27 protein-coding genes and 2 pseudogenes are annotated in these 23,953 nt (G+C 56.2%); 15 read left to right on the top strand and 14 right to left on the bottom strand.

Annotated features, from left to right (window positions below; all coding sequences use genetic code 11):
• Positions 1-155: pseudogene (locus EGK14_RS19820) on the bottom strand (flagellin FliC); the annotation flags it as partial.
• A gap of 275 nt (positions 156-430) precedes the next feature.
• On the opposite strand from EGK14_RS19820, the gene EGK14_RS19815 reads away from it, so the two are divergent.
• Together EGK14_RS19815 and EGK14_RS19810 are read left to right on the top strand one after the other, a co-directional pair.
• Positions 431-1,555 (top strand): alkene reductase, encoded by a 1,125-nt coding sequence (locus tag EGK14_RS19815; protein ID WP_125290809.1) that lies wholly within the window; start codon positions 431-433, stop codon positions 1,553-1,555.
• A 14-nt stretch (positions 1,556-1,569) separates the two neighbouring features.
• Positions 1,570-1,884, top strand: a complete 315-nt coding sequence (locus tag EGK14_RS19810; protein WP_125290808.1) for a helix-turn-helix transcriptional regulator — start codon at positions 1,570-1,572, stop codon at positions 1,882-1,884.
• A gap of 73 nt (positions 1,885-1,957) precedes the next feature.
• Here EGK14_RS19810 and EGK14_RS19805 read toward each other — a convergent pair.
• From EGK14_RS19805 to EGK14_RS19795, 3 genes and pseudogenes are all read right to left on the bottom strand, one after another.
• Positions 1,958-2,206, bottom strand: a pseudogene (locus EGK14_RS19805) (multidrug transporter subunit MdtG); the annotation flags it as partial.
• A 200-nt stretch (positions 2,207-2,406) separates the two neighbouring features.
• Positions 2,407-3,327: a Kdo(2)-lipid IV(A) acyltransferase gene (locus EGK14_RS19800; protein ID WP_125290807.1), complete on the bottom strand. Its 921-nt coding sequence runs from the start codon at positions 3,325-3,327 to the stop codon at positions 2,407-2,409.
• 154 nt (positions 3,328-3,481) lie between these two features.
• On the bottom strand, positions 3,482-4,576 hold the full coding sequence (locus tag EGK14_RS19795) for an NADH:flavin oxidoreductase/NADH oxidase (RefSeq protein WP_125290806.1): 1,095 nt from the start codon (positions 4,574-4,576) through the stop codon (positions 3,482-3,484).
• A 211-nt stretch (positions 4,577-4,787) separates the two neighbouring features.
• On the opposite strand from EGK14_RS19795, the gene EGK14_RS19790 reads away from it, so the two are divergent.
• Entirely contained in the window at positions 4,788-5,840 is a 1,053-nt protein-coding gene (locus EGK14_RS19790) for a rhodanese-related sulfurtransferase (RefSeq protein WP_125290805.1), read from the top strand.
• A 450-nt stretch (positions 5,841-6,290) separates the two neighbouring features.
• The gene (proP, locus tag EGK14_RS19785) at positions 6,291-7,754 is read left to right on the top strand and encodes a glycine betaine/L-proline transporter ProP (protein ID WP_125290804.1); all 1,464 of its coding nucleotides are present in this window, start codon (positions 6,291-6,293) and stop codon (positions 7,752-7,754) included.
• Positions 7,755-7,835: 81 nt separating this feature from the next.
• Here proP and solA read toward each other — a convergent pair whose 3' ends face one another.
• The 7 genes from solA to grxB form a co-directional block, all read right to left on the bottom strand.
• A complete protein-coding gene (gene solA / locus EGK14_RS19780; RefSeq protein ID WP_125290803.1) occupies positions 7,836-8,942 on the bottom strand; it encodes an N-methyl-L-tryptophan oxidase in 1,107 nt (368 codons plus the stop codon).
• 123 nt (positions 8,943-9,065) lie between these two features.
• Entirely contained in the window at positions 9,066-9,320 is a 255-nt protein-coding gene (gene bssS / locus EGK14_RS19775; protein ID WP_125290802.1) for a biofilm formation regulator BssS, read from the bottom strand.
• A 239-nt stretch (positions 9,321-9,559) separates the two neighbouring features.
• Positions 9,560-9,805 carry a hypothetical protein gene (locus tag EGK14_RS19770; protein WP_125290801.1) on the bottom strand — a complete coding sequence of 82 codons (246 nt, stop codon included), beginning with the start codon at positions 9,803-9,805 and terminating at the stop codon, positions 9,560-9,562.
• Between the two features lie 140 nt (positions 9,806-9,945).
• Positions 9,946-10,191 (bottom strand): DNA damage-inducible protein I, encoded by a 246-nt coding sequence (gene dinI, locus EGK14_RS19765; protein WP_125290800.1) that lies wholly within the window; start codon positions 10,189-10,191, stop codon positions 9,946-9,948.
• Positions 10,192-10,259: 68 nt separating this feature from the next.
• Positions 10,260-11,306, bottom strand: a complete 1,047-nt coding sequence (gene pyrC / locus EGK14_RS19760) for a dihydroorotase (RefSeq protein ID WP_125290799.1) — start codon at positions 11,304-11,306, stop codon at positions 10,260-10,262.
• Positions 11,307-11,506: 200 nt separating this feature from the next.
• On the bottom strand, positions 11,507-12,070 hold the full coding sequence (locus tag EGK14_RS19755; RefSeq protein ID WP_125290798.1) for a lipoprotein: 564 nt from the start codon (positions 12,068-12,070) through the stop codon (positions 11,507-11,509).
• Positions 12,071-12,211: 141 nt separating this feature from the next.
• Entirely contained in the window at positions 12,212-12,859 is a 648-nt protein-coding gene (gene grxB / locus EGK14_RS19750; protein WP_125290797.1) for a glutaredoxin 2, read from the bottom strand.
• A gap of 267 nt (positions 12,860-13,126) precedes the next feature.
• Here grxB and rimJ point away from each other — a divergent pair, with 267 nt between their 5' ends.
• From rimJ to murJ, 4 genes are all read left to right on the top strand, one after another.
• Positions 13,127-13,723: a ribosomal protein S5-alanine N-acetyltransferase gene (rimJ, locus tag EGK14_RS19745; RefSeq protein ID WP_125290796.1), complete on the top strand. Its 597-nt coding sequence runs from the start codon at positions 13,127-13,129 to the stop codon at positions 13,721-13,723.
• Positions 13,723-14,364 (top strand): DUF480 domain-containing protein, encoded by a 642-nt coding sequence (locus tag EGK14_RS19740; protein WP_125290795.1) that lies wholly within the window; start codon positions 13,723-13,725, stop codon positions 14,362-14,364. Before rimJ ends, EGK14_RS19740 begins: the two co-directional genes overlap by 1 nt.
• 1 nt (position 14,365) lies before the next feature.
• On the top strand, positions 14,366-15,286 hold the full coding sequence (locus EGK14_RS19735; RefSeq protein ID WP_125290794.1) for a Gfo/Idh/MocA family protein: 921 nt from the start codon (positions 14,366-14,368) through the stop codon (positions 15,284-15,286).
• A gap of 121 nt (positions 15,287-15,407) precedes the next feature.
• Entirely contained in the window at positions 15,408-16,946 is a 1,539-nt protein-coding gene (murJ, locus tag EGK14_RS19730) for a murein biosynthesis integral membrane protein MurJ (protein WP_125290793.1), read from the top strand.
• A 281-nt stretch (positions 16,947-17,227) separates the two neighbouring features.
• Here murJ and flgN read toward each other — a convergent pair whose 3' ends face one another.
• The 3 genes from flgN to flgA all read right to left on the bottom strand — a co-directional run bounded on the left by flgN (position 17,228) and on the right by flgA (position 18,729).
• Positions 17,228-17,659, bottom strand: a complete 432-nt coding sequence (gene flgN, locus EGK14_RS19725; protein WP_125290792.1) for a flagellar export chaperone FlgN — start codon at positions 17,657-17,659, stop codon at positions 17,228-17,230.
• A gap of 8 nt (positions 17,660-17,667) precedes the next feature.
• On the bottom strand, positions 17,668-17,961 hold the full coding sequence (gene flgM, locus EGK14_RS19720; protein WP_125290791.1) for a flagellar biosynthesis anti-sigma factor FlgM: 294 nt from the start codon (positions 17,959-17,961) through the stop codon (positions 17,668-17,670).
• Between the two features lie 102 nt (positions 17,962-18,063).
• Entirely contained in the window at positions 18,064-18,729 is a 666-nt protein-coding gene (flgA, locus tag EGK14_RS19715) for a flagellar basal body P-ring formation chaperone FlgA (protein ID WP_125290790.1), read from the bottom strand.
• Between the two features lie 155 nt (positions 18,730-18,884).
• On the opposite strand from flgA, the gene flgB reads away from it, so the two are divergent.
• From flgB to EGK14_RS19680, 7 genes are all read left to right on the top strand, one after another.
• Entirely contained in the window at positions 18,885-19,298 is a 414-nt protein-coding gene (gene flgB / locus EGK14_RS19710) for a flagellar basal body rod protein FlgB (RefSeq protein WP_125290789.1), read from the top strand.
• Positions 19,299-19,301: 3 nt separating this feature from the next.
• A complete protein-coding gene (gene flgC, locus EGK14_RS19705; protein ID WP_125290788.1) occupies positions 19,302-19,706 on the top strand; it encodes a flagellar basal body rod protein FlgC in 405 nt (134 codons plus the stop codon).
• An 11-nt stretch (positions 19,707-19,717) separates the two neighbouring features.
• Positions 19,718-20,389, top strand: a complete 672-nt coding sequence (gene flgD, locus EGK14_RS19700; protein ID WP_125290787.1) for a flagellar hook assembly protein FlgD — start codon at positions 19,718-19,720, stop codon at positions 20,387-20,389.
• A 26-nt stretch (positions 20,390-20,415) separates the two neighbouring features.
• Complete coding sequence (flgE, locus tag EGK14_RS19695) at positions 20,416-21,624, top strand: flagellar hook protein FlgE (RefSeq protein ID WP_125290786.1); 1,209 nt, start codon at positions 20,416-20,418, stop codon at positions 21,622-21,624.
• A 21-nt stretch (positions 21,625-21,645) separates the two neighbouring features.
• Complete coding sequence (locus tag EGK14_RS19690; protein ID WP_125290785.1) at positions 21,646-22,386, top strand: flagellar basal body rod protein FlgF; 741 nt, start codon at positions 21,646-21,648, stop codon at positions 22,384-22,386.
• 16 nt (positions 22,387-22,402) lie between these two features.
• Positions 22,403-23,185 (top strand): flagellar basal-body rod protein FlgG, encoded by a 783-nt coding sequence (gene flgG, locus EGK14_RS19685; protein ID WP_125290784.1) that lies wholly within the window; start codon positions 22,403-22,405, stop codon positions 23,183-23,185.
• A gap of 66 nt (positions 23,186-23,251) precedes the next feature.
• The gene (locus EGK14_RS19680) at positions 23,252-23,953 is read left to right on the top strand and encodes a flagellar basal body L-ring protein FlgH (RefSeq protein ID WP_125290783.1); all 702 of its coding nucleotides are present in this window, start codon (positions 23,252-23,254) and stop codon (positions 23,951-23,953) included.

Below are 23,953 nucleotides of genomic sequence, written 5' to 3'. Positions count from 1 at the left end.
CGGTTAGCAATCGCTTCGCCCGCGGCGTCGTCTTTTGCGCTGTTGATACGCAGACCGGAAGAAAGACGCTCGATAGCAGTGCTCAGAGAAGCCTGTGATTTGTTCAGGTTGTTCTGAGTGGTCAGGGACATGATGTTAGTATTGATAACGGACATAATCGTTTCCTTAAAGTTTAACCAGGGTTCGGATACGGCGCCAGGATGCCCGTCACCGTCTGTATTATTTATCGTCACACCCTGAAAAAACTTTAAACAGTTTTAGCATAAAACCTGCACAAAACGGCTTATTCTTCTACTTACCAACGTTATCAACAGGTTACTAAAATAACTGGCTGAAGCCTCGCTAATATTTCATCAATAGCACAAAATGAATTTAAACATTTAAATGTTTAAATATAATGGCGGCTCTTATTACCTGAGCGAGTAGAATTATGAGTAAGCAAACCCTGTTTACGCCTTTACAAATTGGCGATCTGACCTTACGCAATCGTATCGTGCTGCCGCCGCTGACGCGCTGCCGCAGCGACCAGCCGGGCAACGTGCCGGGCGAGATGATGGTGGACTACTATCGCCAGCGCGCCAGCGCCGGTTTTATGATCACAGAAGGCACGCAGATTGAACCGCGCGGGCAGGGCTACGCCTGGACGCCAGGCATCCACAGCGCGGAACAGATTGCGGGCTGGAAAAAGGTCACCGAAGCCGTCCATCAGGAAGGCGGAACAATTTTTTGTCAGCTGTGGCATGTAGGACGCGTTTCACATAGCGAACTGCAGCCGGGCAAGCAGCCGCCGGTGGCGCCGTCTGCCGTGCCTGCAACGGGCGTACGCGTCTTTATCGAAACCGGGCCGGGCGAAGGCATTCTGACCGCGCCGGATGTGCCGCGCGAACTGACCACCGCCGAAGTCAAAGAGATTGTCGGGCTGTACCGCACGGCGGCGCAAAACGCGAAGGAGGCCGGGTTTGACGGCGTTGAGCTGCATTCAGCCAACGGCTATCTGATCAATCAGTTTATTTCCGAACACAGCAATTTCCGCACCGATGAATATGGCGGCTCGCTGGAAAACAGGCTGCGTTTCCTGAAAGAAGTTACCGAAGCGGTCAGTTCCGTGTTTGGCAGCCACCGCGTCGGGGTCCGCTTTGCGCCGCTGTTTACCAGCACGGATGAAGAGCGGGTTTACCTGGGCCTGGTGGAAAGCGATCCGCAGACGACCTACACCGTAGCGGCGGCGATGCTGAATACGCTTGAGATCGGTTATCTGTCAATCGCAGAAGCCGACTGGGATAACAGCCCCGATCTGCCGGAAACCTTCCGTATTGCGCTGCGTAAGGCCTGGCGCGGGCCCATTATCTATTCCGGCCGCTACACGCAGGAAAAAGCAGAACACGTGCTGCAACAGGGCTGGGGCGATCTGTTTGGCTTTGGCAGAACCTTTATCGCCAATCCCGATCTGCCGGAACGTTTTCGCCACGGGTATCCGCTGAACGCTGTGGATGCCGCTTCGCTATATGGCGGCACGCGTAAAGGGTATACTGACTATCCTTTTTACGGTTCCTGATTTTGTGAGGCTGGATGACCCCTGAAAACGCGATGAAGCTGCTGGCCAACCCGACACGCATGGCCGTGCTGGCCTGGCTGAAAAACCCCGATGAAGCTTTTGCCGGCTACAGCCAGCTGTATGACTTCGACCGTTACGGGGTGTGCGCCAGCCTGATTCAGGACAAGGCGGGCTTATCGCAGCCCGCCACCTCGCTCTGCCTGAAGGTGCTTCAGGAAGCGGGCCTGCTTGAGGCGAGCAAAGTCGGCAAGTGGACCTACTATCGCCGCTGCGAGCCGCGTATCCGCGAGCTTGCCGAGACGATAGGCCACTTCCTGGGCGCGTTATAGTTTACGCGCCCGGTCGCGTCACAGGGTGGCGCAGCGTCCGCCATGAATAAACCGCATTAAAAAGCACAATGGCGGCCCTCCCCATCAGCACCATCACTCTTACCATATCAGGCGCCGACCGCAGCAGCATAATTTTGCGGCCTTTACGATAGGGCAGCCCATCCCAGAAAGGCGAGGCAATAGCGGAAAACAAAAAGGTCATGCTGAATACCACCCCCGACCACAGGTTCAGCGACTGCGGATCGGTTGCGCCAGGTCGTTCGACGTAAAGCGGCAGAAAGGGCATCACGAGGCTGAAGGCGATGCCGGGCAGAAAACAGCCGCATCAGGCGACAAAGAAGTTTTTTTACCCGTTAAGCGGGGGAGGGGAAAGCAGCAGTCACAGCCATAAACGCAGCCTGGCAGTTTGTTAGCAGACTAAGTATGTGCCTGAAGCTCACGACTTAATAGCACCCGCCGGGGAAAACGCGGGGGAATTAAGCCGTGGTTAAGAAACGGGCGGGGTCGATTCCGCCCGCAGCATCAATACAAAGAGGGTTCGCCTGCAGGGCGCGTTTTAAAGCGGCGGTGCAGCCACATATACTGCTCAGGCGCCATCAGCACGCCGTGCTCGACGACTTTATTCATCCGCGCGGCGGTAGCAGCTTCATCATCCAGCGGCATATTTTCCTCCGCTGGCAGGATCACCATCTCATAGCCTTTGCCGTGCGGTAAGCGACGCGGCACAAAAGGGATCACGGCGGGCTGGCCGCTGCGGATCAGCAGATAGCTGCCTTTGGTGGAGGCCGCTTTTTCCACGCCGAAAAAAGGCACGAACACGCTGCTTCTTGGGCCATAGTCATGATCGGGCGCGTACCAGATAATATCGCCGTTTTTCAGCGCGCGGATCATGCCTTTCAGATCCTTGCGATCCAACATGCTTTTATTGGATCGCATTCTGCCCCAGGTTTGCAGCCAGTCCAGTAGCGCGTTGTCGTTAGGACGATAAACGCCGATACCGGGATTATGGATGCCGAAGATGCGGGCGCCCAGTTCCAGCGTCAGAAAATGCATCCCGATCAGCAGCACGCCTTTGCCTTCCTGATGTGCTTTGTCGATATGTTCCAGACCGCTGACCTGAAACCATTTGCTGATGCGCCAGTCTGGCCAGAACCAGGCCATACCGGTTTCGATTAAGCCCATGCCGACGGATTCAAAGTTGCGAACAACCATCGCCTCGCGCTCCGCTTCCGGCATTTCCGGAAAGCAAAGTTCCAGATTGCGTCGGGCTACCGTCACGCGGCGAGTGATAAAGCGCATGGAAAGACGACCCAGGCCGCAACCGAGGCGATAAAGCAGGGGATAGGGCAACAGCACCAGCACGTAGAGCAGACCAATACCCAACCAGGTAAACCAATAACGGGGATGCAACAAAGCGCGCGAAAACTGAGGCAGCTGAGTCATGAGTTTCCAGATCGTAAAAAAGGGGCACCATTATGCTGCCCGGGATTTATTATTTATGACCTATTGTGCCATTTTTTGACAGCGAACTGAAATAATGCGTTGGGATTCAGAAGGTTTAAACGCCAGCGCGCGGGCGCGCGCTGGCTAATATGGACTATGAGTTAAACAGCCCTTTGACTTCATGGGGTTCACAACGCCAGTATTGCTCTGGCGCGTCCACCTTCGCACCCAGCTCGGCGGCGGCATGCCACGGCCAGCGCGGGTTATAAAGCATACCGCGAGCCAGCGCGACCATATCCGCTTCGCCTTCCACCAGCACCGCTTCCGCCTGGCGGGGTTCGGTAATCAGCCCGACCGCAATCACCGGGATGGCGACTTCTTTTTTAATCGCCGCAGCGAAAGGCACCTGATAGTTCGGGCCGACGGTGATTTTCTGCTGCGGTGCCAGGCCGCCGCTGGAAACGTGGATATAGGCGCAGCCTTCCGCCTCCAGCGCTTTACTCAGCGCGATGGACTGCGCCAGATCCCAGCCGCCGTCTACCCAGTCGGTAGCGGAAATACGCACGCCAACCGGCTTATCTGCCGGGAATACGCGACGCACCTCGCGGAACACTTCCAGCGTCAGGCGCATACGGTTTTCCAGCGAGCCGCCGTACTGGTCTTCACGCTTGTTGGAAAGCGGGGACAGGAACTGATGCAGCAGATAGCCATGCGCGGCGTGAACTTCAACCAGATCCAGACCAAGGCGATCGGCGCGAACAGCGCTGTCGACGAAGGCCTGTTTGATCTCTTCAATACGTTCGGGCGTTAGCGCGACCGGCGCGTTATCGTCATCGTTGAAAGGCACCGCAGAAGGCGCGAAGGTCTGCCATCCGCCCTGTTCCGCCTTCAGGAAGCCGCCGCCGCGCCATGGCACATCGGTAGAGGCTTTGCGGCCGGCATGGGCCAGCTGGATACCAATCGGCATCGTGGAATAGCTGCGTACATCCTGCAGCACGCTGCCCAGCGCCTGTTCGGTTTCGTCATCCCACAGGCCTAAATCCTGCGGCGTAATGCGGCCGGCGGCTTCAATGGCCGCCGCTTCGACGATCAGCAGGCCGGCGCCGGAAAGCGCCAGGTGGCCCAGATGAATGCGGTGCCAGGCGGTGGCTTTGCCTTGCTCGGCGGAATACTGGCACATCGGCGCGATGGCGATACGGTTTTTAAGCGTTAACTTGCCCAGCTCGATTGGGGTAAATAGCTGACTCATGCAATATCTCCGTAAAAAATTAAGTCGCAACAGGCTAACTATAGGCGGATTTTTTTGTGATGTTGGTCCGGATATGCTTTTCCGCCTGTTGCAGACTCTCACTTTCCTGAGACGTAATTTTTACGCTGCGGCCCGATTTTGGTTTGCTTCTGGCGCTATTCAGGTATGATATCGCCCGCAAAATTTCTTAAAAGCCGCAGGAACGTACACCATGCCAGTGTTACATAACCTTGTTTCGAATGAAGAGCTGAAGGCGCGGATGCTGGCCGAGACCGAGCCGCGTACCACCGTCTCTTTTTACAAGTATTTCACTATCACCGATCCCAAAGCGTTTCGTGATGCGCTCTATATCGCCTTAACCAAACTGAAAGTGTTTGGCCGCGTTTACGTTGCTTCGGAAGGGATCAATGCGCAAATCAGCGTGCCGGCCAGCCATTATGAAGCGATGAAGACAATGCTTTACGCTTTCGACCCGGCGCTGGACAACCTGCGAATGAATATCGCGCTCGACGATGACGGAAAGTCGTTCTGGGTGCTGCGTCTGAAAGTGCGCGAGCGCATCGTTGCTGACGGCATTGCAGACGAAACCTTCGACGCCAGCGACGTCGGTGGTTATCTGAAAGCGGGCGAGGTCAACGCCATGCTGGACGATCCGGATGCGGTCTTTGTCGATATGCGTAACCACTACGAGTATGAAGTCGGGCACTTTGACAACGCGCTGGAAATCCCGGCGGATACCTTCCGCGACCAGCTGCCGATGGCTGTGGATATGCTGCAGGACAGCAAAGATAAAAAAATCGTGATGTACTGCACCGGCGGGATCCGCTGTGAAAAGGCGAGCGCCTGGATGCGGCACAACGGTTTTGAGAACGTCTATCACATAGAAGGCGGCATTATTGAGTACGCGCGCCGCGCACGTGAGCAGGGGCTGCCGGTACGCTTCAAGGGCAAAAACTTTGTTTTTGATGAGCGGATGGGCGAACGTATTTCCGATGACGTTATCGCGCATTGCCATCAGTGCGGCACGGCCTGCGATACGCACGTGAACTGCAAAAACGACGGCTGCCATCTGCTGTTTATTCAGTGCGCCAGCTGTGCGGAAAAGTATCACGACTGCTGTAGCCCAATCTGTATGGAAGAGCTGGCGCTGGCACCGGAAGAACAGCGGGCACGTCGCGCCGGTAGGGAAAACGGCAATAAAATTTTCAACAAGTCGCGCGGATTGCTGAATATGACGCTAAAAATCCCAACGCCCGATAACTGAGTGACCGCCAGACAGCGTTCAGGGCCGGTTTTACCGGCCTTTTTAGTCTGTAACCGCTTCAATTCTCTGTTTTATCTCTTTTTGTGCCTGCTGACGCCGCGCTATTCCGTTATTGGCTATGCATAGTTACAACATACTAATAATCCTCAGGGAAATGTAAACATCAGCAGCCGGGCAGGCGTCAGTACCGCTTTTTCAGGCAGGTCGTCCTGCTATCTTCAGACGCCATAACGCGATACACACAGCAGTAAAATGGCTATTACAGCGATTTCTGTCACAAACTTGATAAAAAGAAGACTGTCGTATAGAGTAAATTCCCGTAAAGAAACGTTTTTAAGCGCCGTACTTTTAATCTTCGCTGCTTTATAGCTTTCATTCCCTTCTTTCTCTACAGGCTCCACCGGCAACGAAAGCTATGATGCTGCCAGTCATTCTCATTAAGGGGACTGCATGAGCACGCACTCAGAAAACAGACATAAAAAGCACTTCTGGCAGAAAAAACAGAAAGAACTCACCGTAGACGATATCACCATCGTGGATAACGACATGCTGAAGCGTGCCGTAGGCGCAGCCGCGCTCGGTAACGCGATGGAATGGTTCGACTTTGGCGTCTACAGCTATCTGGCCGTCACCATTGGTAAGGTCTTCTTCCCCGGCGGCAGTTCGGCGGCCCAGCTCCTTGCCGCCTTTGGTGCCTTTGCGGCGGCCTTTGTGGTGCGTCCTATCGGCGGGCTGGTGTTCGGGCCGCTGGGCGATAAAGTTGGACGGCAGAAAGTGCTGGCCGTCACCATGATTATGATGGCCATCGGCACCTTCTGTATCGGCCTGATCCCCAGCTATGACAGCATCGGTATCCTTGCGCCAATTTTGCTGCTGGTCGCTCGCCTGGTGCAGGGCTTTTCCACCGGCGGCGAATACGGCGGCGCGGCGACTTTTATCGCCGAATACTCAACCGATAACCGTCGCGGCTTTATGGGCAGCTTCCTGGAATTCGGTACGTTAGGCGGCTATCTGCTCGGCGCAGGGCTGGTCACCGGCCTGACGGCGGCCATGCCGGAAGCGACGCTGCTGGACTGGGGCTGGCGTATTCCGTTCTTTATCGCCGCGCCGCTGGGGCTGTTTGGTCTCTATGTCCGTCTGAAGCTGGAAGAAACGCCGGCGTTTCAAAAGCACATGGAAAAGCAGGACGCGCTGGAACACAGCAAGCCGCGTCTGACGCTGCTGCAAATGCTGAGCAAATACCGCGCCCAGATGCTGAAGTGTATTGGCCTGGTGCTGCTGTTTAACGTCTCTAACTACATGCTGACCTCCTATATGCCAAGCTACCTGACCGGTATCCTCGGCCTGAGCGAGATGAGCAGCCTGCTGCTGATCCTGGTGGTAATGTTTGTGATGATGCCGCTGACGCTTTTTTCCGGGCACTGGAACGATCGCCTGGGCCGTCGTCCGGTTATTTTAAGCGGCGCTATCGGCCTGATTGTGCTGGCTATCCCAAGCCTGATGCTGATTGGTTCCGGCAATATGTGGCTGGTGTTCGCCGGGCTGATTATCCTTGGCGTGCTGCACACCTGCTTTAGCGGCTCAATGCCGGCCACGCTGCCCGCGCTGTTTGCCACGGAGATTCGCTACAGCGCGCTGGCAATCGGCTTTAACCTGTCCGTTTCGCTGTTTGGTGGCACCACGCCGCTAATCACTACCTGGCTGGTGGAAACGACGCATAACCTGATGATGCCGGCTTACTATTTGATGGGGGCGGGCGCGATCGGCGTGATCACCGTCTTTACCATGCGGGAAACGGCACGTAAGCCGCTGACCGGTTCAGCGCCTGCGGTCGGCAGCGAAGCGGAAGCGCACAAGCTGGTGAAAAAACTCCGTCTGCGTCAGCAAAAGAAAGAGGCGGCGTCGGTAAAATAATATTTCCTGCTGTTATCAGATGACGGCTGGAAATAATTAGCGATATGGAAAGGCGGCATTTAACGATGCCGCCTTTTTTATTTATAAGCGGGAAAGCGAAAAGGGCGTTAAATCAAATTCTGCGGTTTTTCCCTGAGCAAACTGCGCGGCGATTTCACCCAATACCGTGGCGAATTTAAATCCGTGTCCGCTTAGCCCGCTAATAATCAAGCGGTCTGCTCCCGGCGTATCGATAATAAAATCTTCGTCCGCCGTATTATCGTAAGTACAGGCTTCACCGCGCAGGCAAACGCCTACGCCGGGTAAAAACTGGCGTAAAAACCCGAAGAGTTCGCTGCCGTCTTCAGCAACGGCGCCAAAAGGCTTACGCTGTTCCGGTGCGCTAATCGGCTGACCGCCGTTGTGCTTGCCGATTTTGATCGCGTTATTTTCAGCAGGGAATCCATAAAAATGGGTACCGTCCGGCATTTCCACGGTAAACGCGGGAAACTTATTATTTTCACTGTAGCGGCCGTCCGCCTGATGCCAGGCAAAGACTTTTCTGACGGGAGTAACGGGCAGTTCCGGCAGCAGCGTTTTGATCCAGGTTCCGGCGCTTAGCAGCAGCTTTTTGCCCCGGAAGGCGCCTTCCGGGGTCTGGACGACTTGGAGGCCGTCATGCTCTTCCAGGCCGGTGACCGCGCAGTTAAACAGCTGCGCGCAGCCTGCTTCTTTACACAGGCGGATGAGGTGACGAATAGCCAATTCGGATTTCAGATAGCCGGACTGCGGCTCGTATATCCCCGTATAGTTTTCAGGGATAGCAAGCTGCGGCCAGCGCCGCACGGCATCTTCACCGCTGAATATCTCAACCGGCAGGCTATAGGTTTCGGCGCTTTGCCGCACGTTGCGGATAAATTCGGAATGATCAGGCGCAAGATTCAACACGCCGCTGCGCTGCATAATGCGCTCGCCGCACTGCTGCTCCAGTTCGTCCCACAGCTGCTGAGCGCGCAATACCATCGGCACATAGCGGGCGCCTTCGCCGTAAGCGTGGCGAATTAAACGCGTGTCTCCATGATGGCTGCCTTCGCGATGGGGCGGATGCGCCCGATCGATCATCAGGACATTCAGTCCCGCCTGGGTGGCGTACCAGCCGGCCGCTGCACCTACCGAGCCGCTGCCCACCACAATTAAGTCATAAACCATCAGTACCTGGCTCCATCGGTTAAACAGGCAGGCAGAATAGCAAAATGGGGCTGGAATGAAAAAAAATGCGGCAGGAATGAAAAAGGCACCCGTTTGGGTGCCTCCAGGCTAACGCGGACGAAATTAGTGCTTTTTGTAGTCGCGATCCTGATATTCAGTAGCTTCTATCTTCGCTATGCCAGCTTCGAGAATGGAGATAAATTGTCTGGCAACATCAGTGGTCAGCCAGTAGGTCTGGCCCACTTCCGCTTCATCGTCTGGCTGTTCATTTGATGAAAGTGAATGCAGACGGATCATCATAGCATCGTAGCTGTCTACGGTACTGATATCCCACCCAACGAGGGGATGTGTCTGGATAACCTCTTTGTTTCTGTCCATTATAACCCCCTTATTACTCGTGTTAACAATGACAACGAAGTGATTTATCGAGGTTCAATGCGGCTTTTTTTCATAGAACAGAAAAATTATAACAGAAATTCCAATGTTCGCAGAATGAAATGTCGATCTGAGCCGATTGCCTTTAATTGTTACGGGATTGCGTACGCAGAAACTAAGAACGGGTGCTCCCGATATAATAAATATCGGCAGCGAAATAACAATACTTGAGTAAATATTATTTATCCGGCTCGTTTGGCTAACTCATCGGCCAGCGCGGCGAAGTGGTGCCGCTTATTTTCATCATAATCTGAACGGGTCGCTTCCAGGCGAAGCTTGTCGACCAGCCGCAGCGCGGCCTGTTCATCCAGGCACAAAGAGAGAGAAGAGAAGGCAACTTCCAGCACGCTCAGGCGGCGCTGTTGATCGGCGATCAGCGCCAGCAGCTCGCCAAACGTCATCGCTTCTTCAGGATTTTCAACATTCATGGCAGACCTCTTAGCCAGCGGCAGCAACGCATATTTGGTCACTCTACTATAGCCAGATTCCGTCAGGAGCAAAGAGGGGAGAAAAGAAAAAAGCCGGACGGCGAAGCCCGGCAAAAAACGGAAAGACCACAGGACGTCCGTCAGTCGGTGATAAACCAGTCGTCGGCACTTTCCCAGGTTTCCTGCAGGATATCGGTAATCTGGTCTTTTGCCTCTTTACCGCCGCCCATCACCGTCAGATTATTGGCTGCGGCGTAGCGTACCGAAACGCTGTGGGCGGATTCAGGAAATTGTTTGTCGATTCGCTTGCTCAGCTCGGCGCTCAGCGCATCGATGGCGCCAGCGGGCAGCGAAGTGGTTCTTGCTACAGTGACTTCAATACGCATAAAAGCCTCCGATGAATTCACTGTGAATATATACAGTAAGATCGGCGGAAGCAATCATTTTGTCTGAATTACAGCTCGACGCGCCAGTTCAGCGTTTCGCCAGCCAGGAACGGCACCAGCGTGTCTTCGCCCAGCGTGACGCTCTCCGGCACCGTCCATGGCTGACGTACCAGCTTCAGCGTACCTTCATTCAGCGGCAGGCCGTAGAAGCGTGGGCCGTTCTCGGAACAGAACGCGGCGAAATGCGCCAGTGCGCCCAGCTCTTCAAACACGGTGGCGTAGGCGGGCAGGGAGGAAGGGGCATTAAAGACGCCTGCGCAGCCGCAGCTGGTTTCCTTACGATGACGCAGGTGCGGCGCGGTGTCCGTCCCCAAAAAGAAGCGTTCGTGGCCGCTGGCGACCACTTTGCGCAGCGCTTCCTGATGCACATTGCGTTTCAAAATCGGCAGACAGTAAAGATGCGGACGCACGCCGCCCACCAGCATATGGTTACGGTTAAACATCAGGTGCTGCGGAGTGATGGTGGCGCCAAGCAGATGATTGCCTTCCTGCACGTACTCAGCGGCCTCTTTGGTGGTGATATGCTCAAAAACCACTTTCAGCTCGGGATAGCGCTTGCGCAGCGGCTCCATCACCGTTTCGATAAAGCGCGCCTCGCGATCGAAAATATCGATGTGCGCATCGGTCACCTCACCGTGGATCAGCAGCGGCATCCCGATTTTCTGCATCCGCTCCAGCACGGTGGCGATAGCGTCGATATTGGTCACGCCGTGGCTGGAATTTGTGGTTGCATGGGCAGGATAAAGTTTGGCAGCGGTAAACACGCCTTCGCTAAAGCCTTTCTCGACCTCGTCCGCAGCCAGCGAATCGGTCAGATAACAGGTCATCAGCGGCGTAAAACGGTGGCCTTCAGGCACGGCGGCCAGGATGCGCTCGCGATAGGCCACGGCGGCGGCTACGCTGACAATCGGCGGCACCAGATTAGGCATAACGATTGCCCGACCGTTAACCTCGCTGGTGAAGGGCAGCACGGTTTTCAGCATCTCATCGTCTCGCAGATGGATATGCCAGTCGTCAGGGCGGCGGATAATAAGTTGCTGAGGGTGTGCAGTCATGAACAGGCTCCGGCTGAAGTGAAATCGAATGGCGCGATTTGGCCGGGTATCAAGGATAAAGGGAAAGCCAAACGTTTGCACCTGCTTTGTGAAGGCGGCGGAAAAATGGGCCAGGCTTTCCCATAGCCTTTACAGCTGCTTTATGAAAACGGCGGAAAAATAAACCAGGGTCCCCGCAGCAATCGGGAAACCCTGAAGTTTTAATCGGTAAACGGGATCACCAGCTCGCCAGGCTTCACCACCAGACCTTTAGCGAAACGCTTCGCCATCGACTCGGCCTTGCTGCGATCGGTGCTGAGCATATAGGCCGGCTTCTGATTGAAATACTCTTTCAGCGACTGATTCAGGTAGGGCGTCAGCGTATTCAGCACGCCCTGCATTTTCGCGGGCTGCGCCTGGACGTCGGTCAGCTGCATATCTTTCAGGAAGATTGCCCCCTTTTCCTTATCGAAAACAGGCTGCGCCTTCATGGTCAGCAGCATTTCCGCGTGCTGTGGGCCGAACAGCGAGCTGATGTCAACGGTAGCTTTACCGGTCAGCGTGACTTTGTCCGCCTCTTCGCGCCCGATTTTGCTGTTGAGATCGGTCAGGACAATATGGGCATCGACCAGCCCGGCCACGCCAATCTGCTTTTCATAATTATTGTGCTTTTGCAGCGCCTGGTTTACTTCCTGCTCGCTGACGGAATATTGGGTCAGCTTGTTGCAGCCCGCCAGGCTCAGCGTCACCATCAGGGCCATCATGCCCCGCATAAGATTGTTCATAGTGCTCCTCGTCACGTTATGACGTCAGTTACCCCTTCTGACGCGAAGCGATAGCTTGCCCGACAAATGACAAAGAGTCACTGGGCTGGCGGGAAAAGTTGTGACGAAAGAAGGCGGGGCCGCGAAAACGACCCCAGAAGATCAGGCAGCCACGGAGGAAAGCAGATTAATCTGCGTCTGTTTCGCCATATTGTCGCGATAGTCAGCCACGCGGCTGGGATACTCGACGCCCGCAACCAGGGTGAGTGAACGCAGCACCGGGAAAAGGTGAATATCATCCAGCGACAGCTCGCCGTTCACCGCGTTGGGTTTCACAATCAGCTTGTCGAGCTTGCGCAGATCGTCGTTGATATTTTTGATAAAGCCTGCGGAATGCTGCCTCAGCTCGTCAAAGCTGCCGACGCTGGCTTCTTTTTTCTCTGCGAAGTAGCGGCGCGCTTCCGGCGTGGCGAACTCGGCGAAGGATGCCGTGGCGATGCGGGGCAGCAGCAGCTTGTTCAGATAGCTGTTAACGTGACGCAGCCAGTCGCTAATCGCGGGGTTAGGACGGCCCGTCAGCAGCGGCTCGCCGTCGCTTTTATCAACGCAGGCGACAATATCCAGGCTTTCAGGCATACAGCTGCCGTCTTCTTTCATCAGGATCGGCGCCATTTTTTGTCCGATCAGCTTCTTCGGCGTTTCTTCATCGTCATTCAGCATCACCACCAGTTCGACCGGCAGGTTTTTCAGGCCAAAGATCATGCGCGCCTTTACGCAAAACGGACAGTGCTCGTAAATAAACAGTTTCAAAAGTGCCTCCTTACAGCGATAAAGGTAACGGCAAATACCATTAACCTTCTTAATGTATGCAGGAAGTATGGAAGAGAACGGCTGACAGGGCAAACCGGTAGCGGCCGCTGCGCCTGCTATCATGCGTTTCAGCCGTTTTCGCCATTCACAACCGGAATATTTCCCGGCATTATTTTACCCGACTGCAATCAGGCGGTTATAGTAAAAGACATGCCGTCGACGCAGCGCGGCGCTTTTATTTATGATCGGCTGAATTCAGGAGAGAAGATGTTTGGCTATCGTTCCGCAGCCCCTAAAGTGCGCCTGACTACCGACAGGCTGGTCGTGCGCCTGGTACATGAGAGAGACGCCTGGCGTCTGGCGGATTATTATGCGGAAAACCGGGCGTTTCTTAAGCCCTGGGAGCCGATTCGGGATGAAAGCCACTGTTATCCTTCCGGCTGGCAGGCGCGGCTGGGGCTGATCACCGATATGCATAAGCAGGGCAACGCCTACTATTTTGCGGTGATGGATCCGGACGAAAACGAAGTGCGCGGCGTAGCCAACTTCAGTAACGTGGTGCGCGGTTCGTTTCACGCCTGCTATCTGGGCTATTCGCTGGGGCAGAAATGGCAGGGACAGGGCATGATGTTCGAGGCGCTCCAGTCGGCTATTCGTTATATGCAGCGCCAGCAACATATGCACAGGATTATGGCGAACTACATGCCGCATAATCAGCGCAGCGGCAATTTACTGGCCAGGCTCGGCTTTGAAAAAGAGGGCTATGCCAAAGACTATCTGCTGATAGACGGACGCTGGCAGGATCACGTGCTGACCGCGCTGACTGCCAGAGAATGGACACCCGAACGACGTGGACCCCTGTAATGAAAATTCTTCTTTCGCCCGTTGAGGCGCGCATTATTGGCTGCCTGCTGGAAAAGCAGGTGACCACGCCCGATCAGTATCCCATGTCGCTGAACGGCGTGGTTACGGCCTGTAATCAGAAATCGAACCGCGAACCCGTGATGACGCTGGCTGAAACCGGCGTGCAGGATGCGCTGGACATGCTGGCGAAAAAGCATTTGGTTACCTCGTTTAGCGGCGCCGGGCAAAGAGTGGTGAAATATGAGCACCGCTTCTGCAACAGCGAGTTCGGCCAGCTCAAATTTTCTGCTGCAGAGCTGGCGCTGGTGGCCACTTTGCTGCTGCGCGGGCCGCAAACGCCGGGCGAGCTGCGCACGCGCAGCGCCCGGCTGCATGAATTTGCCGATATGGCAGAGCTCGAGCGAACGCTGGAAAATCTCGCCGGGCGCGAAGACGGGCCCTTTGTGGTCCGGCTGGCGCGCGAGCCAGGCAAGCGGGAAAGCCGCTATATGCATTTGTTCAGCGGCGAAGTGGATGAGGCCGCGTTGCCCGCCTCTTCGGATGCGGGAGAAAGCGGCGATTTAACGGAAAGGGTGGCGGAGCTTGAGCGCCAGATGGCGGAAATGCAGCAGCAGCTGGCTCAATTGCTGAAAGGATCCTGATATGACCACGTTGCGTATAGGTATGGTGGGACTGGGCAATATTGCGCAGAAAGCCTGGCTTCCGGTGCTGGCTGATGCACAGGGCTGGCGGCTGGTGGGCGCGTTTTCCCCTAATCAGCAGAAGGCCCGCCCGATTTGCGACGGCTGGCGTATTCCTCTTTATGCCACGCTGGATGGGCTGATTAACGACTGCGACGCGATCTTTGTGCATACCTCAACCGCCACGCACTTCAGCATCGTTAAACAGCTGCTGCTGGCGGGCAAGGATGTCTGCGTGGATAAACCGCTGGCGGCAACGCTGGCCGAAGCCGAACAGCTGGTGACGCTGGCGCAGCAGCGTGGCCGCAAGCTGATGGTGGCGTTCAACCGTCGTTTTGCGCCTCGCTATCTGCAGCTAAAAGCGCTGAGCGGGCTGGCCTCGCTGCGCATGGATAAACATCGCAGCGACAGCGTCGGCCCGCGCGATCTCTTTTTTACGCTGCTGGACGATTATCTGCACGTCGTGGATACCGCGCTCTGGCTCGGCGGTGGTGGGGCGTCGCTGCAAAGCGGCACGCTGCTGACCAACGACGACGGCCAAATGCTCTATGCCGAGCACCATTTTCAGGTCGACAAGCTGCAAATCACTACCAGTATGCACCGTCGGGCGGGCACCCAGCGCGAATCGGTCATGGCGATAGCGGACGGCAGCGTCTGGCAGGTTGACGATATGCGGGAGCTACGGCAGGAAACGGCGGGTCGCCTCGTTATCGATCCCGTCCCTGGCTGGCAGAGCACGCTGGAGCAGCGTGGGTTCGCTGGCGCGGCACGCCATTTTATCGACTGCGTACAAAATCAGACTATGCCGCAAACCTCCGGCGAGCAGGCGCTGGCGGCGCAGCGCGTGATTGAAAAGCTCTGGCGCGACAGCGAACGGGAATAACGGTGAGCAATCGGATGTGGTTATTTCACGGCATATCAGTAGACTATGCCAGCTTTCGCGCCGTCTGAAGCGGCCGGACGATAACCGTGGCGCGCCACCTCCTTTAAAAGAATCGAAGATCATGAACCTGTTGAAATCCCTGGCAGCGGTCAGCTCGATGACCCTGTTTTCTCGCGTGCTGGGCTTTGCGCGCGATGCCATCGTGGCAAGAGTGTTCGGCGCGGGAATGGCAACCGACGCCTTCTTTGTCGCCTTTAAACTGCCGAACCTGCTGCGCCGTATCTTTGCCGAAGGCGCCTTTTCTCAGGCCTTTGTGCCGATCCTCGCGGAGTACAAAAGCAAGCAGGGCGAGGAGGCGACGCGGGTGTTTATCGCCTACGTCTCCGGGCTGTTAACGCTGGCGCTGGCGATAATTACCGTGGCCGGGATGTTTGCCGCACCCTGGGTAATTTTAGTGACCGCGCCCGGCTTCGCCGATACGGCCGACAAGTTTGCGCTGACCTCGGCGCTACTCCGCGTCACCTTTCCCTATATTATGCTGATTTCGCTGGCCTCGCTCACAGGCGCGATCCTGAACACCTGGAACCGCTTTTCCGTGCCGGCCTTTGCGCCGACGTTGCTGAATATCAGTATGATCGGGTTTGCGCTGTTCGCGGCCCCGCATTTCCATCCGCCGGTAATGGCGCTGGCCTGGGCCGTGGTGGCCGGCGGCGTCTTACAGCTGGGCTATCAGCTGCCGCATTTAAAGAAAATTGGCATGCTGGTGCTGCCGCGCCTTAACCTGAAGGATGCGGGCGTCTGGCGGGTGATGCGCCAGATGGGACCAGCCATCCTGGGCGTATCCGTCAGCCAGATTTCTTTGATTATCAACACTATTTTCGCTTCGTTTCTGGTGTCCGGCTCCGTCTCGTGGATGTACTACGCCGACCGCCTGATGGAGTTTCCCTCCGGGGTGCTGGGCGTGGCGCTGGGCACTATTTTGCTGCCTTCGCTGGCTAAAAGCTTCGCCAGTAATAATCACGATGAATATAACCGCCTGATGGACTGGGGGCTGCGCCTCTGCTTCGTGCTGGCGCTGCCAAGCGCGGTCGCGCTGGGGATCCTCGCTAAGCCGCTGACCGTGGCGCTGTTTCAGTATGGGAAATTCTCCGCGTTTGACGCGGCCATGACCCAGCGCGCGCTGGTCGCCTATTCGGTCGGACTGATGGGGCTGATCGTGGTGAAAATCCTGGCGCCGGGCTTTTATTCGCGGCAGGACATCAAAACGCCGGTCAAAATCGCCATTGTGACGCTGATCATGACGCAGGTAATGAACCTGGCCTTTATCGGCCCGCTGAAACATGCCGGTCTGTCGCTGTCGATTGGTCTGGCGGCCTGTCTGAACGCCGCGCTGCTTTACTGGCAGCTGCGCAAACAGAAAATTTTTCTGCCCCAGCCTGGCTGGTTCAGCTTTTTGCTGCGTTTGGTTATCGCGGTTATCGCTATGGCGGCCGCGCTGGCAGGAATGATGTGGGTCATGCCGGAATGGGCGCAGGGCAATATGCTGATGCGTTTGCTGCGCCTGGCGGCGGTCTGCGCCGTTGGCGGCGGCGTCTACTTTGCGGTGCTGGCGCTGCTGGGCTTCCGCGTTAGGGATTTCGCCCGCACTACGGCCATATAAAGCAAAACCCCGTTGCAAAACGGGGCCTGAGATTGATAACAAATTTGAACGCCTGCAGATATCCTGTTGTTTCTTATCGCGACGCCAGTGCCTTACAGCGACAGGGGTGGATAAGCAGGCCGTTTTCGCGCATGAACGCGGGAAACGAGCCTACAGGGATGCGCGCGTCCGTGTTCCGCTCTGCCTCGGTCGCTATTCACCAGGCCGCTGGCGAACCGATAACCGCCTTGTCAACAGTCTGAAACAGCAGCCCCGGCGCAGGCCGGGGTAGTAACGGCGCTTTATACCTTACGGCTGATAAAGCCGCTTGAAGTCGCCTGGCCGTTCGGGCCGTAAAACTTCTGGGTCTGATAGGGCTTTAATACCTCAATCGCCTTTTCCGTAAAGGTGATTTGATGATTAAGCAACATCCCGTTATGCAAATTAGTATCGCGCAGTTTTACCGTCTGCTCCTGTAGGGCAGCCCAGCGACGAGCCATTTCCGGCTGACCGCTGTAGGGCGCATGGAAGCCCGCTTCTTTCTCCGCGTCGCGGCGCAGCTGCTCAAGGAAATTGAGCGTGGCCAGCAGCGAACTTTTATCTTCCGTAATGCGTTGCAGCAGGCTGCTGTTGATCTGACCGCTCGAGAGCTGTTGTTGCTCTGCCGCCATTACGTCAGACAGACTTTTCAGGACTTCCAGCATTTTATCAAGCGCGTTCAACAGTTTAGTCATTTACCTGATTAACCTTTTAAAGAGTCTTTGGCTTGCTGGATCAGGGCGTCGGCGATTTTGCCGGTGTCCATTTTCAGTTCGCCGTTACGGATGGCGGTCTTCAGCTGCTCAACGCGCGCGGTATTAATATCCTGCGAGCTGGATTTGGTCAGCTGTGACTGTGCGCCGCTCAGTACCACCTGGGTACCTGATTCGGTTGTTTTTGTCTCTACCTTCTGCGCCTTCGGCGTAGCCATTTCAGGAAGATCGCGAGGCTGCACGGTACTGGCCGGCTTCATAGGTTGAGTTCTGTCAATGCTCATAATCTGGCTCCAGTTTGCTCAGGCAAATAGCGGCCTGAATTGCTCAAGTGTATTACGTCTGTTATTTACACTATCGGCAGAGATGAAGCCATCTTTAACGCTTTACAACGATATAAGAATATTCCCATCGGAGCCGACTTTCCCGCTCACAATCTGCCCTGAATTCATGCGTACTCTGACCGGCTGCGCCGCCGTGGCGTTGTTCATGGCGCGGCCCTCGCTGGCGACGTTAAAACCGTCTCCGCTGGCGATAACATTGACGTTGTCGCCAGCCTTCACGCGCCACGGCTGGCGCACCATCATCATCGTCAGCGGCTGGCCGGGCACGATGTCCCGCAGCGCGACAGCGTCGGCCACGTCGGCAATATTGATCACCGCACGCGCCGGCAGCGTATCCAGACGGCCATGCACCACTTTTAAATCGTCCGCGGTCAGCGCGGTACCACGCACGACCTGACGAGCCGCCACCAGATAATCGCCTTCAACCTGCACCTGCACCTGGAGATAGCGCCGGTTCTGGCCACAGTTGGCGGCCACGCTCATGTTGCCCCACATCCGGCTATTGCCCGGTAAGGAAAATTGCGGTGCATCACAGGCGGGCCACTGCCCCTGCGGCGTTTTCACTACCACGCTCAGGGTATCGGCACCCTGGCCGGTTTCCCCATAGCGGGCTTTAAAAAATTGATTGAGCTGGGCCGTCAGGTCGGCGGCACTGGCGCTAACCGTCGCCAGACTCAGGCTCATCAGGAAGAGAGTCAACACACGCATCTTTTTCATCCTCGCTGCAACATGGCGACGATTCTACGCATGGGGCCGCAAAGTCAAGGCGCAAATTAACGACGCTTTTTAGCGCTATTCTGCCGATCGGATTAATCCTAACCCGCTTATTCTCTCCCCACTGAATTTTCAATTGCGGAGGAAACATGCTCGACAAACTCGACGCAGCCCTACGGTTTAACACTGAAGCACTAAACCTGCGTGCACAGCGGCAGGAAATCCTGGCATCCAATATCGCCAACGCGGACACGCCGGGCTATCAGGCGCGCGATATCGATTTCGCCAGCCAGCTGAGCAAAGTGATGGAGCAGGGGCGAGCGCAGGGAACGGGCATGTCGCTGGCGGTCACCTCGTCACGTCATATTGCTGCGCAGTCTTCTGCACCAGCATCGATGGATCTGATGTACCGCGTGCCGTCCCAGCCCTCGCTGGATGGCAACACGGTGGATATGGACCGCGAACGTACCGAATTTGCGGATAACAGCCTGAAGTATCAAACGGATCTGACTCTTATCAGCGGCCAGATCAAAGGCATGATGTCCGTATTACAGGGGCAATAATAAATGGCTTTACTGAACATTTTTAATATCGCCGGATCGGCAATGGCTGCCCAGTCGCAGCGCCTGAACGTCAGCGCCAGCAACCTGGCCAACGCCGACAGCGTAACCGGGCCGGACGGTCAGCCTTACGTGGCGAAGCAGGTGGTTTTCCAGACCGATGCGGCACCAGGCTCAGCGACCGGCGGCGTACGCGTCGCGCAGGTAGTGGACGATCCTACGCCAGCGAAGCTGGTTTACGAACCGGGTAACCCGATGGCCGACGCGAAAGGTTACGTCAAGATGCCAAACGTGGATGTGGTCGGGGAAACGGTTAACACCATGTCGGCGTCGCGCAGTTACCAGGCCAACGTTGAAGTTCTGAACACCGTTAAACAAATGATGATGAAAACCCTGACGATGGGTCAATAAGGAACAGACAGATGGGCATTACCGTTGGCGTTAATGAGTCACTTGACAACACAGCTATTAGTTCTTCGTCGTCGACCACCGATAAATCGGCAGCTGACCTGCAAAATAACTTCCTGACCCTGCTGGTCACGCAGTTAAAAAACCAGGATCCGACGAACCCGATGGATAACAGCCAGCTGACCACGCAGCTGGCACAGATCAATACCCTGAGCGGCATTGAAAAACTGAACACCACGCTGGGTTCGATTTCCGGCCAGATCAACAGCGGACAGTCTTTGCAGGCTTCCACCCTGATCGGCAAAGGCGTGATGGTTAACGGTTCGCAGGTGCTGGTGGGCAGCGGTAAGACCACGCCGTTTGGCGTGAGCCTGGAACAGGCTTCGACAGCGACCACCGCCACCATTACCGATCCCTCCGGCAAGGTAGTGCAAACCATTAACCTGGGCGCGCTGAGCGCCGGCGTCCATACCTTCTCCTGGGATGGTTCGTCAGCAGACGGCACCACCGCAGGCGACGGTAAATATAACGTGGCCATCAGCGCCAGCAACGCTACCGGACAGCTGGTCGCGCAGCCGCTGAATTATGCATTAGTCAACGGGGTTACTAACGACACCAGCGGTGCCGTTCTCGACCTCGGCACGATGGGTAAGACCACCATCGCGAATGTTCGTCAGATTATTTAACTTAACCCCGATTCAGGAATACACACATGGCATTTTCTCAGGCAGTCAGCGGTTTAAACGCAGCATCCAGCAACCTGGACGTTATCGGCAACAACATCGCCAACTCCGCAACGGTGGGTTTTAAATCCGCTACCGTTTCCTTTGCCGATATGTTCGCCGATTCTAAAGTCGGTCTGGGCGTAAAAGTAGCTGCGGTAACCCAGGACTTTAACGACGGTACCACCACTTCTACCAGCCGTGGCCTGGACGTGGCGATCAGCCAGGCCGGCTTCTTCCGTATGGCTGACGCCAGCGGCGCGGTTTACTACAGCCGTAACGGCCAGTTCACGCTGGACGCTAACCGCAACATCGTTAACGCCAACGGCCTGCAGCTGACCGGCTATCCGGCAACCGGCACGCCGCCAACCGTGCAGACCGGTGCTAACCCGGTAGCGCTGAGCGTACCAACCACGGCGATGGCGGCGAAATCCACCAGCGCAGCGGCACTGGTAGCTAACCTGAACTCAACCGACAGCGTGCCAACCACCACGCCGCTGGATATTAACAACACCAGCTCCTACAACAGCAAAGCGTCAATGACCACCTATGACTCGCTGGGTAACGAGCACAACCTGAACCTGTATTTCACTAAAACCGGTGACAATGCGTGGAAGGTTAACGTGAAGGACGGCAGCGCGGCGGATCCTACCGCTGACGTGGGCACGTTCAACATGACTTTTGACACCAGCGGCCAGATGACGTCCACCGCGACGCAGGCGATTACGCTGGGGGGCCTGAACGGTTCTGCTGCCACTAACTTCACGCTGAACATGGCGGGCAGCCAGCAGCAGAACACCGGCACCAGCACCTTCGGTAACCCAACGCAGGATGGTTACAAGCCGGGCGAACTGACCAGCTATCAGATCAACAACGACGGCACGGTAGTAGGTAACTACTCTAACGAGAAAACCCAGACTCTGGGTCAGATCGCGCTGGCTAACTTTGCTAACCCGGAAGGCCTGAAGTCTGAAGGCAACAACGTGTGGTCAGCAACGGCTTCTTCCGGTCAGGCGCTGGTTGGCCTGGCGGGCACCGGTAACCTGGGTACGCTGACCGCAGGCGCGCTGGAATCTTCCAACGTCGACCTGAGTAAAGAACTGGTCAACATGATTGTGGCACAGCGTAACTATCAGTCTAACGCCCAGACCATTAAAACACAGGACCAGATCCTCAATACCCTGGTCAACCTGCGTTAATTCGGCTAACAGGATCGTCTTATGGATCACGCGATATATACCGCAATGGGGGCTGCCAGTCAGACCCTCCAACAGCAGGCAGTAACGGCGAACAACCTGGCAAACGCCTCAACGCCTGGTTTCCGTGCGCAGCTGAACGCGCTGCGCGCCGTGCCGGTGCAGGGCGACTCACTGCCGACCCGTACGCTGGTGACGGCTTCGACGCCGGGCTCAGATATGACTCCCGGCGCCATGGACTACACCGGACGTTCGCTGGACGTCGCCGTACGTCAGGATGGCTGGCTGGCCGTGCAGGCTCAGGATGGCGCTGAAGCCTACACCCGCAACGGCAATATGGAGCTGAACCCGGCCGGCCAGCTGACCATTCAGGGCAAGCTGGTGATGGGCGACGGCGGACCGATTGCGGTACCGCAAGGCTCGGAAATCACCATTGCCGCTGACGGGACTATTACCGCGCTGAACCCTGGCGATCCGCCGAACGCCACTGTCCAGCTGGGACGTCTGAAGCTGGTGAAAGCCACCAGCTCGGAAGTCACTCGCGGCGACGACGGCCTGTTCCGTCCGACCGGCGCAGCGCAAACCCTGCAGGCCGATCCGACCATTCAGGTGATGCCTGGCGTGCTGGAGGGCAGCAACGTCAGCTCCAGCCAGACCATGGTCGACATGATCGCCAACGCACGCCGCTTTGAGATGCAAATGAAAGTCATCTCCAGCGTCGATGAAAACGAACAACGCGCTAACCAGCTGCTGTCAATGAGCTAAGAGCAGAGGAACTAACATGATTAACTCTTTATGGATTGCCAAAACCGGTCTTGATGCTCAGCAGACCAATATGGACGTTATCTCGAACAACCTGGCGAACGTCAGCACCAACGGCTTTAAACGCCAGCGTGCCGTGTTTGAAGATTTGATGTACCAGACCATTCGTCAGCCCGGCGCGCAGTCTTCAGAACAGACTTCGCTGCCTTCCGGGATGCAGTTGGGTACCGGTACTCGTCCGGTAGCGACCGAGCGTCTGCACACTCAGGGCAACCTGAACAAAACCGACTCATCGAAAGATGTGGCGATCAGCGGGCAGGGTTATTTCCAGGTACAGATGCCGGACGGCACGCTGGCCTATACCCGCGACGGCTCTTTCCAGACTGACCAGAACGGCCAGCTGGTGACCAACGCCGGTTTCCCGGTGCAGCCGGCGATCACTATCCCGGCTAACGCCCTGAACATGACTATCGGCCGTGACGGCGTGGTCAGCGTGACGGTGCAGGGCCAGACCCAGCCTACGCAGGTCGGTCAGCTGACGCTGAGCACCTTTATTAACGATGCTGGCCTGGAAAGCAAAGGTGAAAACCTGTACCAGGAAACGCAGTCATCGGGTGCGCCGACCGACAGCACGCCGGGCAACAACGGCGCGGGCCTGCTCTATCAGGGCTACGTTGAAACCTCCAACGTAAACGTTGCCGAGGAGCTGGTCAGCATGATCCAGACTCAGCGCGCCTATGAGATCAACAGTAAGGCAATCAGCACGTCCGATCAGATGCTGGCCAAGCTGACTCAGCTGTAAGTATGACAGTGCCGGGTTCGCCCGGCGCTTAATAAAAGCTTTCTCTAATGATTAAAGGTTAATTCCATGGCGAAGCAAATTTCAGTGCCTGGACGCTTGTTAGTAGCCCTGACGCTCCTGACGCTTAACGGTTGTGCTTTAGTTCCACGTCAGCCCCTGGTTGAAGGTTCGACAACGGCCCAGCCGCTGGCCGCTTCGCCGCCTGTGGTTAACGGCTCCATTTTTCAGGGCGTGATGCCGATGAACTACGGCTACCAGCCGCTGTTCGAAGATCGTCGCCCACGTAATATCGGCGATACGCTGACCATTACCCTGCAGGAAAACGTCAGTGCGAGCAAAAGCTCCACGGCCTCCGCAGGACGTGACGGTAGCGCATCTCTTGGTCTGACGGCGCTGCCTTCTGCGCTGACCGGCCTGCTGGGCGGCGAGAAAACCAATATCGACGCCAACGGCAAGAGCGACTTTGCAGGTAAAGGCGGCGCAACGGCGAACAACACCTTTATCGGCGTTATCACCGTGACCGTGAATCAGGTGCTGCCGAACGGCAACCTGAAAGTGGTCGGTGAAAAACAGATTGAGATTAACCAGGGTACGGAATTTATCCGCTTCTCGGGCGTGGTCAACCCACGCACCATCAGCGGCAGCAACAGCGTAGTTTCGACCCAGGTGGCGGATGCCCGCATTGAGTACGTCGGCAACGGCTATATCAATGAGGCACAGACGATGGGCTGGCTGCAACGGTTCTTCCTGAACCTGTCACCATTCTAA

The sequence above is a fragment of the Erwinia sp. 198 genome (assembly GCF_003937915.1).
Lineage (GTDB): Bacteria > Pseudomonadota > Gammaproteobacteria > Enterobacterales > Enterobacteriaceae > Erwinia > Erwinia aeris.
Note: the sequence above shows the minus strand (reverse complement) of the source record. Positions and strands in the feature narration are given on the sequence as shown.

Coding starts and splice junctions, on each gene's coding strand:
- EGK14_RS19815 (WP_125290809.1), top strand. CDS start 431: ATGAGTAAGCAAACCCTGTTTACGCCTTTACAAATTGGCGATCTGACC.
- EGK14_RS19810 (WP_125290808.1), top strand. CDS start 1,570: ATGACCCCTGAAAACGCGATGAAGCTGCTGGCCAACCCGACACGCATG.
- EGK14_RS19800 (WP_125290807.1), bottom strand. CDS start 3,327: ATGACTCAGCTGCCTCAGTTTTCGCGCGCTTTGTTGCATCCCCGTTAT.
- EGK14_RS19795 (WP_125290806.1), bottom strand. CDS start 4,576: ATGAGTCAGCTATTTACCCCAATCGAGCTGGGCAAGTTAACGCTTAAA.
- EGK14_RS19790 (WP_125290805.1), top strand. CDS start 4,788: ATGCCAGTGTTACATAACCTTGTTTCGAATGAAGAGCTGAAGGCGCGG.
- proP (WP_125290804.1), top strand. CDS start 6,291: ATGAGCACGCACTCAGAAAACAGACATAAAAAGCACTTCTGGCAGAAA.
- solA (WP_125290803.1), bottom strand. CDS start 8,942: ATGGTTTATGACTTAATTGTGGTGGGCAGCGGCTCGGTAGGTGCAGCG.
- bssS (WP_125290802.1), bottom strand. CDS start 9,320: ATGGACAGAAACAAAGAGGTTATCCAGACACATCCCCTCGTTGGGTGG.
- EGK14_RS19770 (WP_125290801.1), bottom strand. CDS start 9,805: ATGAATGTTGAAAATCCTGAAGAAGCGATGACGTTTGGCGAGCTGCTG.
- dinI (WP_125290800.1), bottom strand. CDS start 10,191: ATGCGTATTGAAGTCACTGTAGCAAGAACCACTTCGCTGCCCGCTGGC.
- pyrC (WP_125290799.1), bottom strand. CDS start 11,306: ATGACTGCACACCCTCAGCAACTTATTATCCGCCGCCCTGACGACTGG.
- EGK14_RS19755 (WP_125290798.1), bottom strand. CDS start 12,070: ATGAACAATCTTATGCGGGGCATGATGGCCCTGATGGTGACGCTGAGC.
- rimJ (WP_125290796.1), top strand. CDS start 13,127: ATGTTTGGCTATCGTTCCGCAGCCCCTAAAGTGCGCCTGACTACCGAC.
- EGK14_RS19740 (WP_125290795.1), top strand. CDS start 13,723: ATGAAAATTCTTCTTTCGCCCGTTGAGGCGCGCATTATTGGCTGCCTG.
- EGK14_RS19735 (WP_125290794.1), top strand. CDS start 14,366: ATGACCACGTTGCGTATAGGTATGGTGGGACTGGGCAATATTGCGCAG.
- murJ (WP_125290793.1), top strand. CDS start 15,408: ATGAACCTGTTGAAATCCCTGGCAGCGGTCAGCTCGATGACCCTGTTT.
- flgN (WP_125290792.1), bottom strand. CDS start 17,659: ATGACTAAACTGTTGAACGCGCTTGATAAAATGCTGGAAGTCCTGAAA.
- flgM (WP_125290791.1), bottom strand. CDS start 17,961: ATGAGCATTGACAGAACTCAACCTATGAAGCCGGCCAGTACCGTGCAG.
- flgA (WP_125290790.1), bottom strand. CDS start 18,729: ATGCGTGTGTTGACTCTCTTCCTGATGAGCCTGAGTCTGGCGACGGTT.
- flgB (WP_125290789.1), top strand. CDS start 18,885: ATGCTCGACAAACTCGACGCAGCCCTACGGTTTAACACTGAAGCACTA.
- flgC (WP_125290788.1), top strand. CDS start 19,302: ATGGCTTTACTGAACATTTTTAATATCGCCGGATCGGCAATGGCTGCC.
- flgD (WP_125290787.1), top strand. CDS start 19,718: ATGGGCATTACCGTTGGCGTTAATGAGTCACTTGACAACACAGCTATT.
- flgE (WP_125290786.1), top strand. CDS start 20,416: ATGGCATTTTCTCAGGCAGTCAGCGGTTTAAACGCAGCATCCAGCAAC.
- EGK14_RS19690 (WP_125290785.1), top strand. CDS start 21,646: ATGGATCACGCGATATATACCGCAATGGGGGCTGCCAGTCAGACCCTC.
- flgG (WP_125290784.1), top strand. CDS start 22,403: ATGATTAACTCTTTATGGATTGCCAAAACCGGTCTTGATGCTCAGCAG.
- EGK14_RS19680 (WP_125290783.1), top strand. CDS start 23,252: ATGGCGAAGCAAATTTCAGTGCCTGGACGCTTGTTAGTAGCCCTGACG.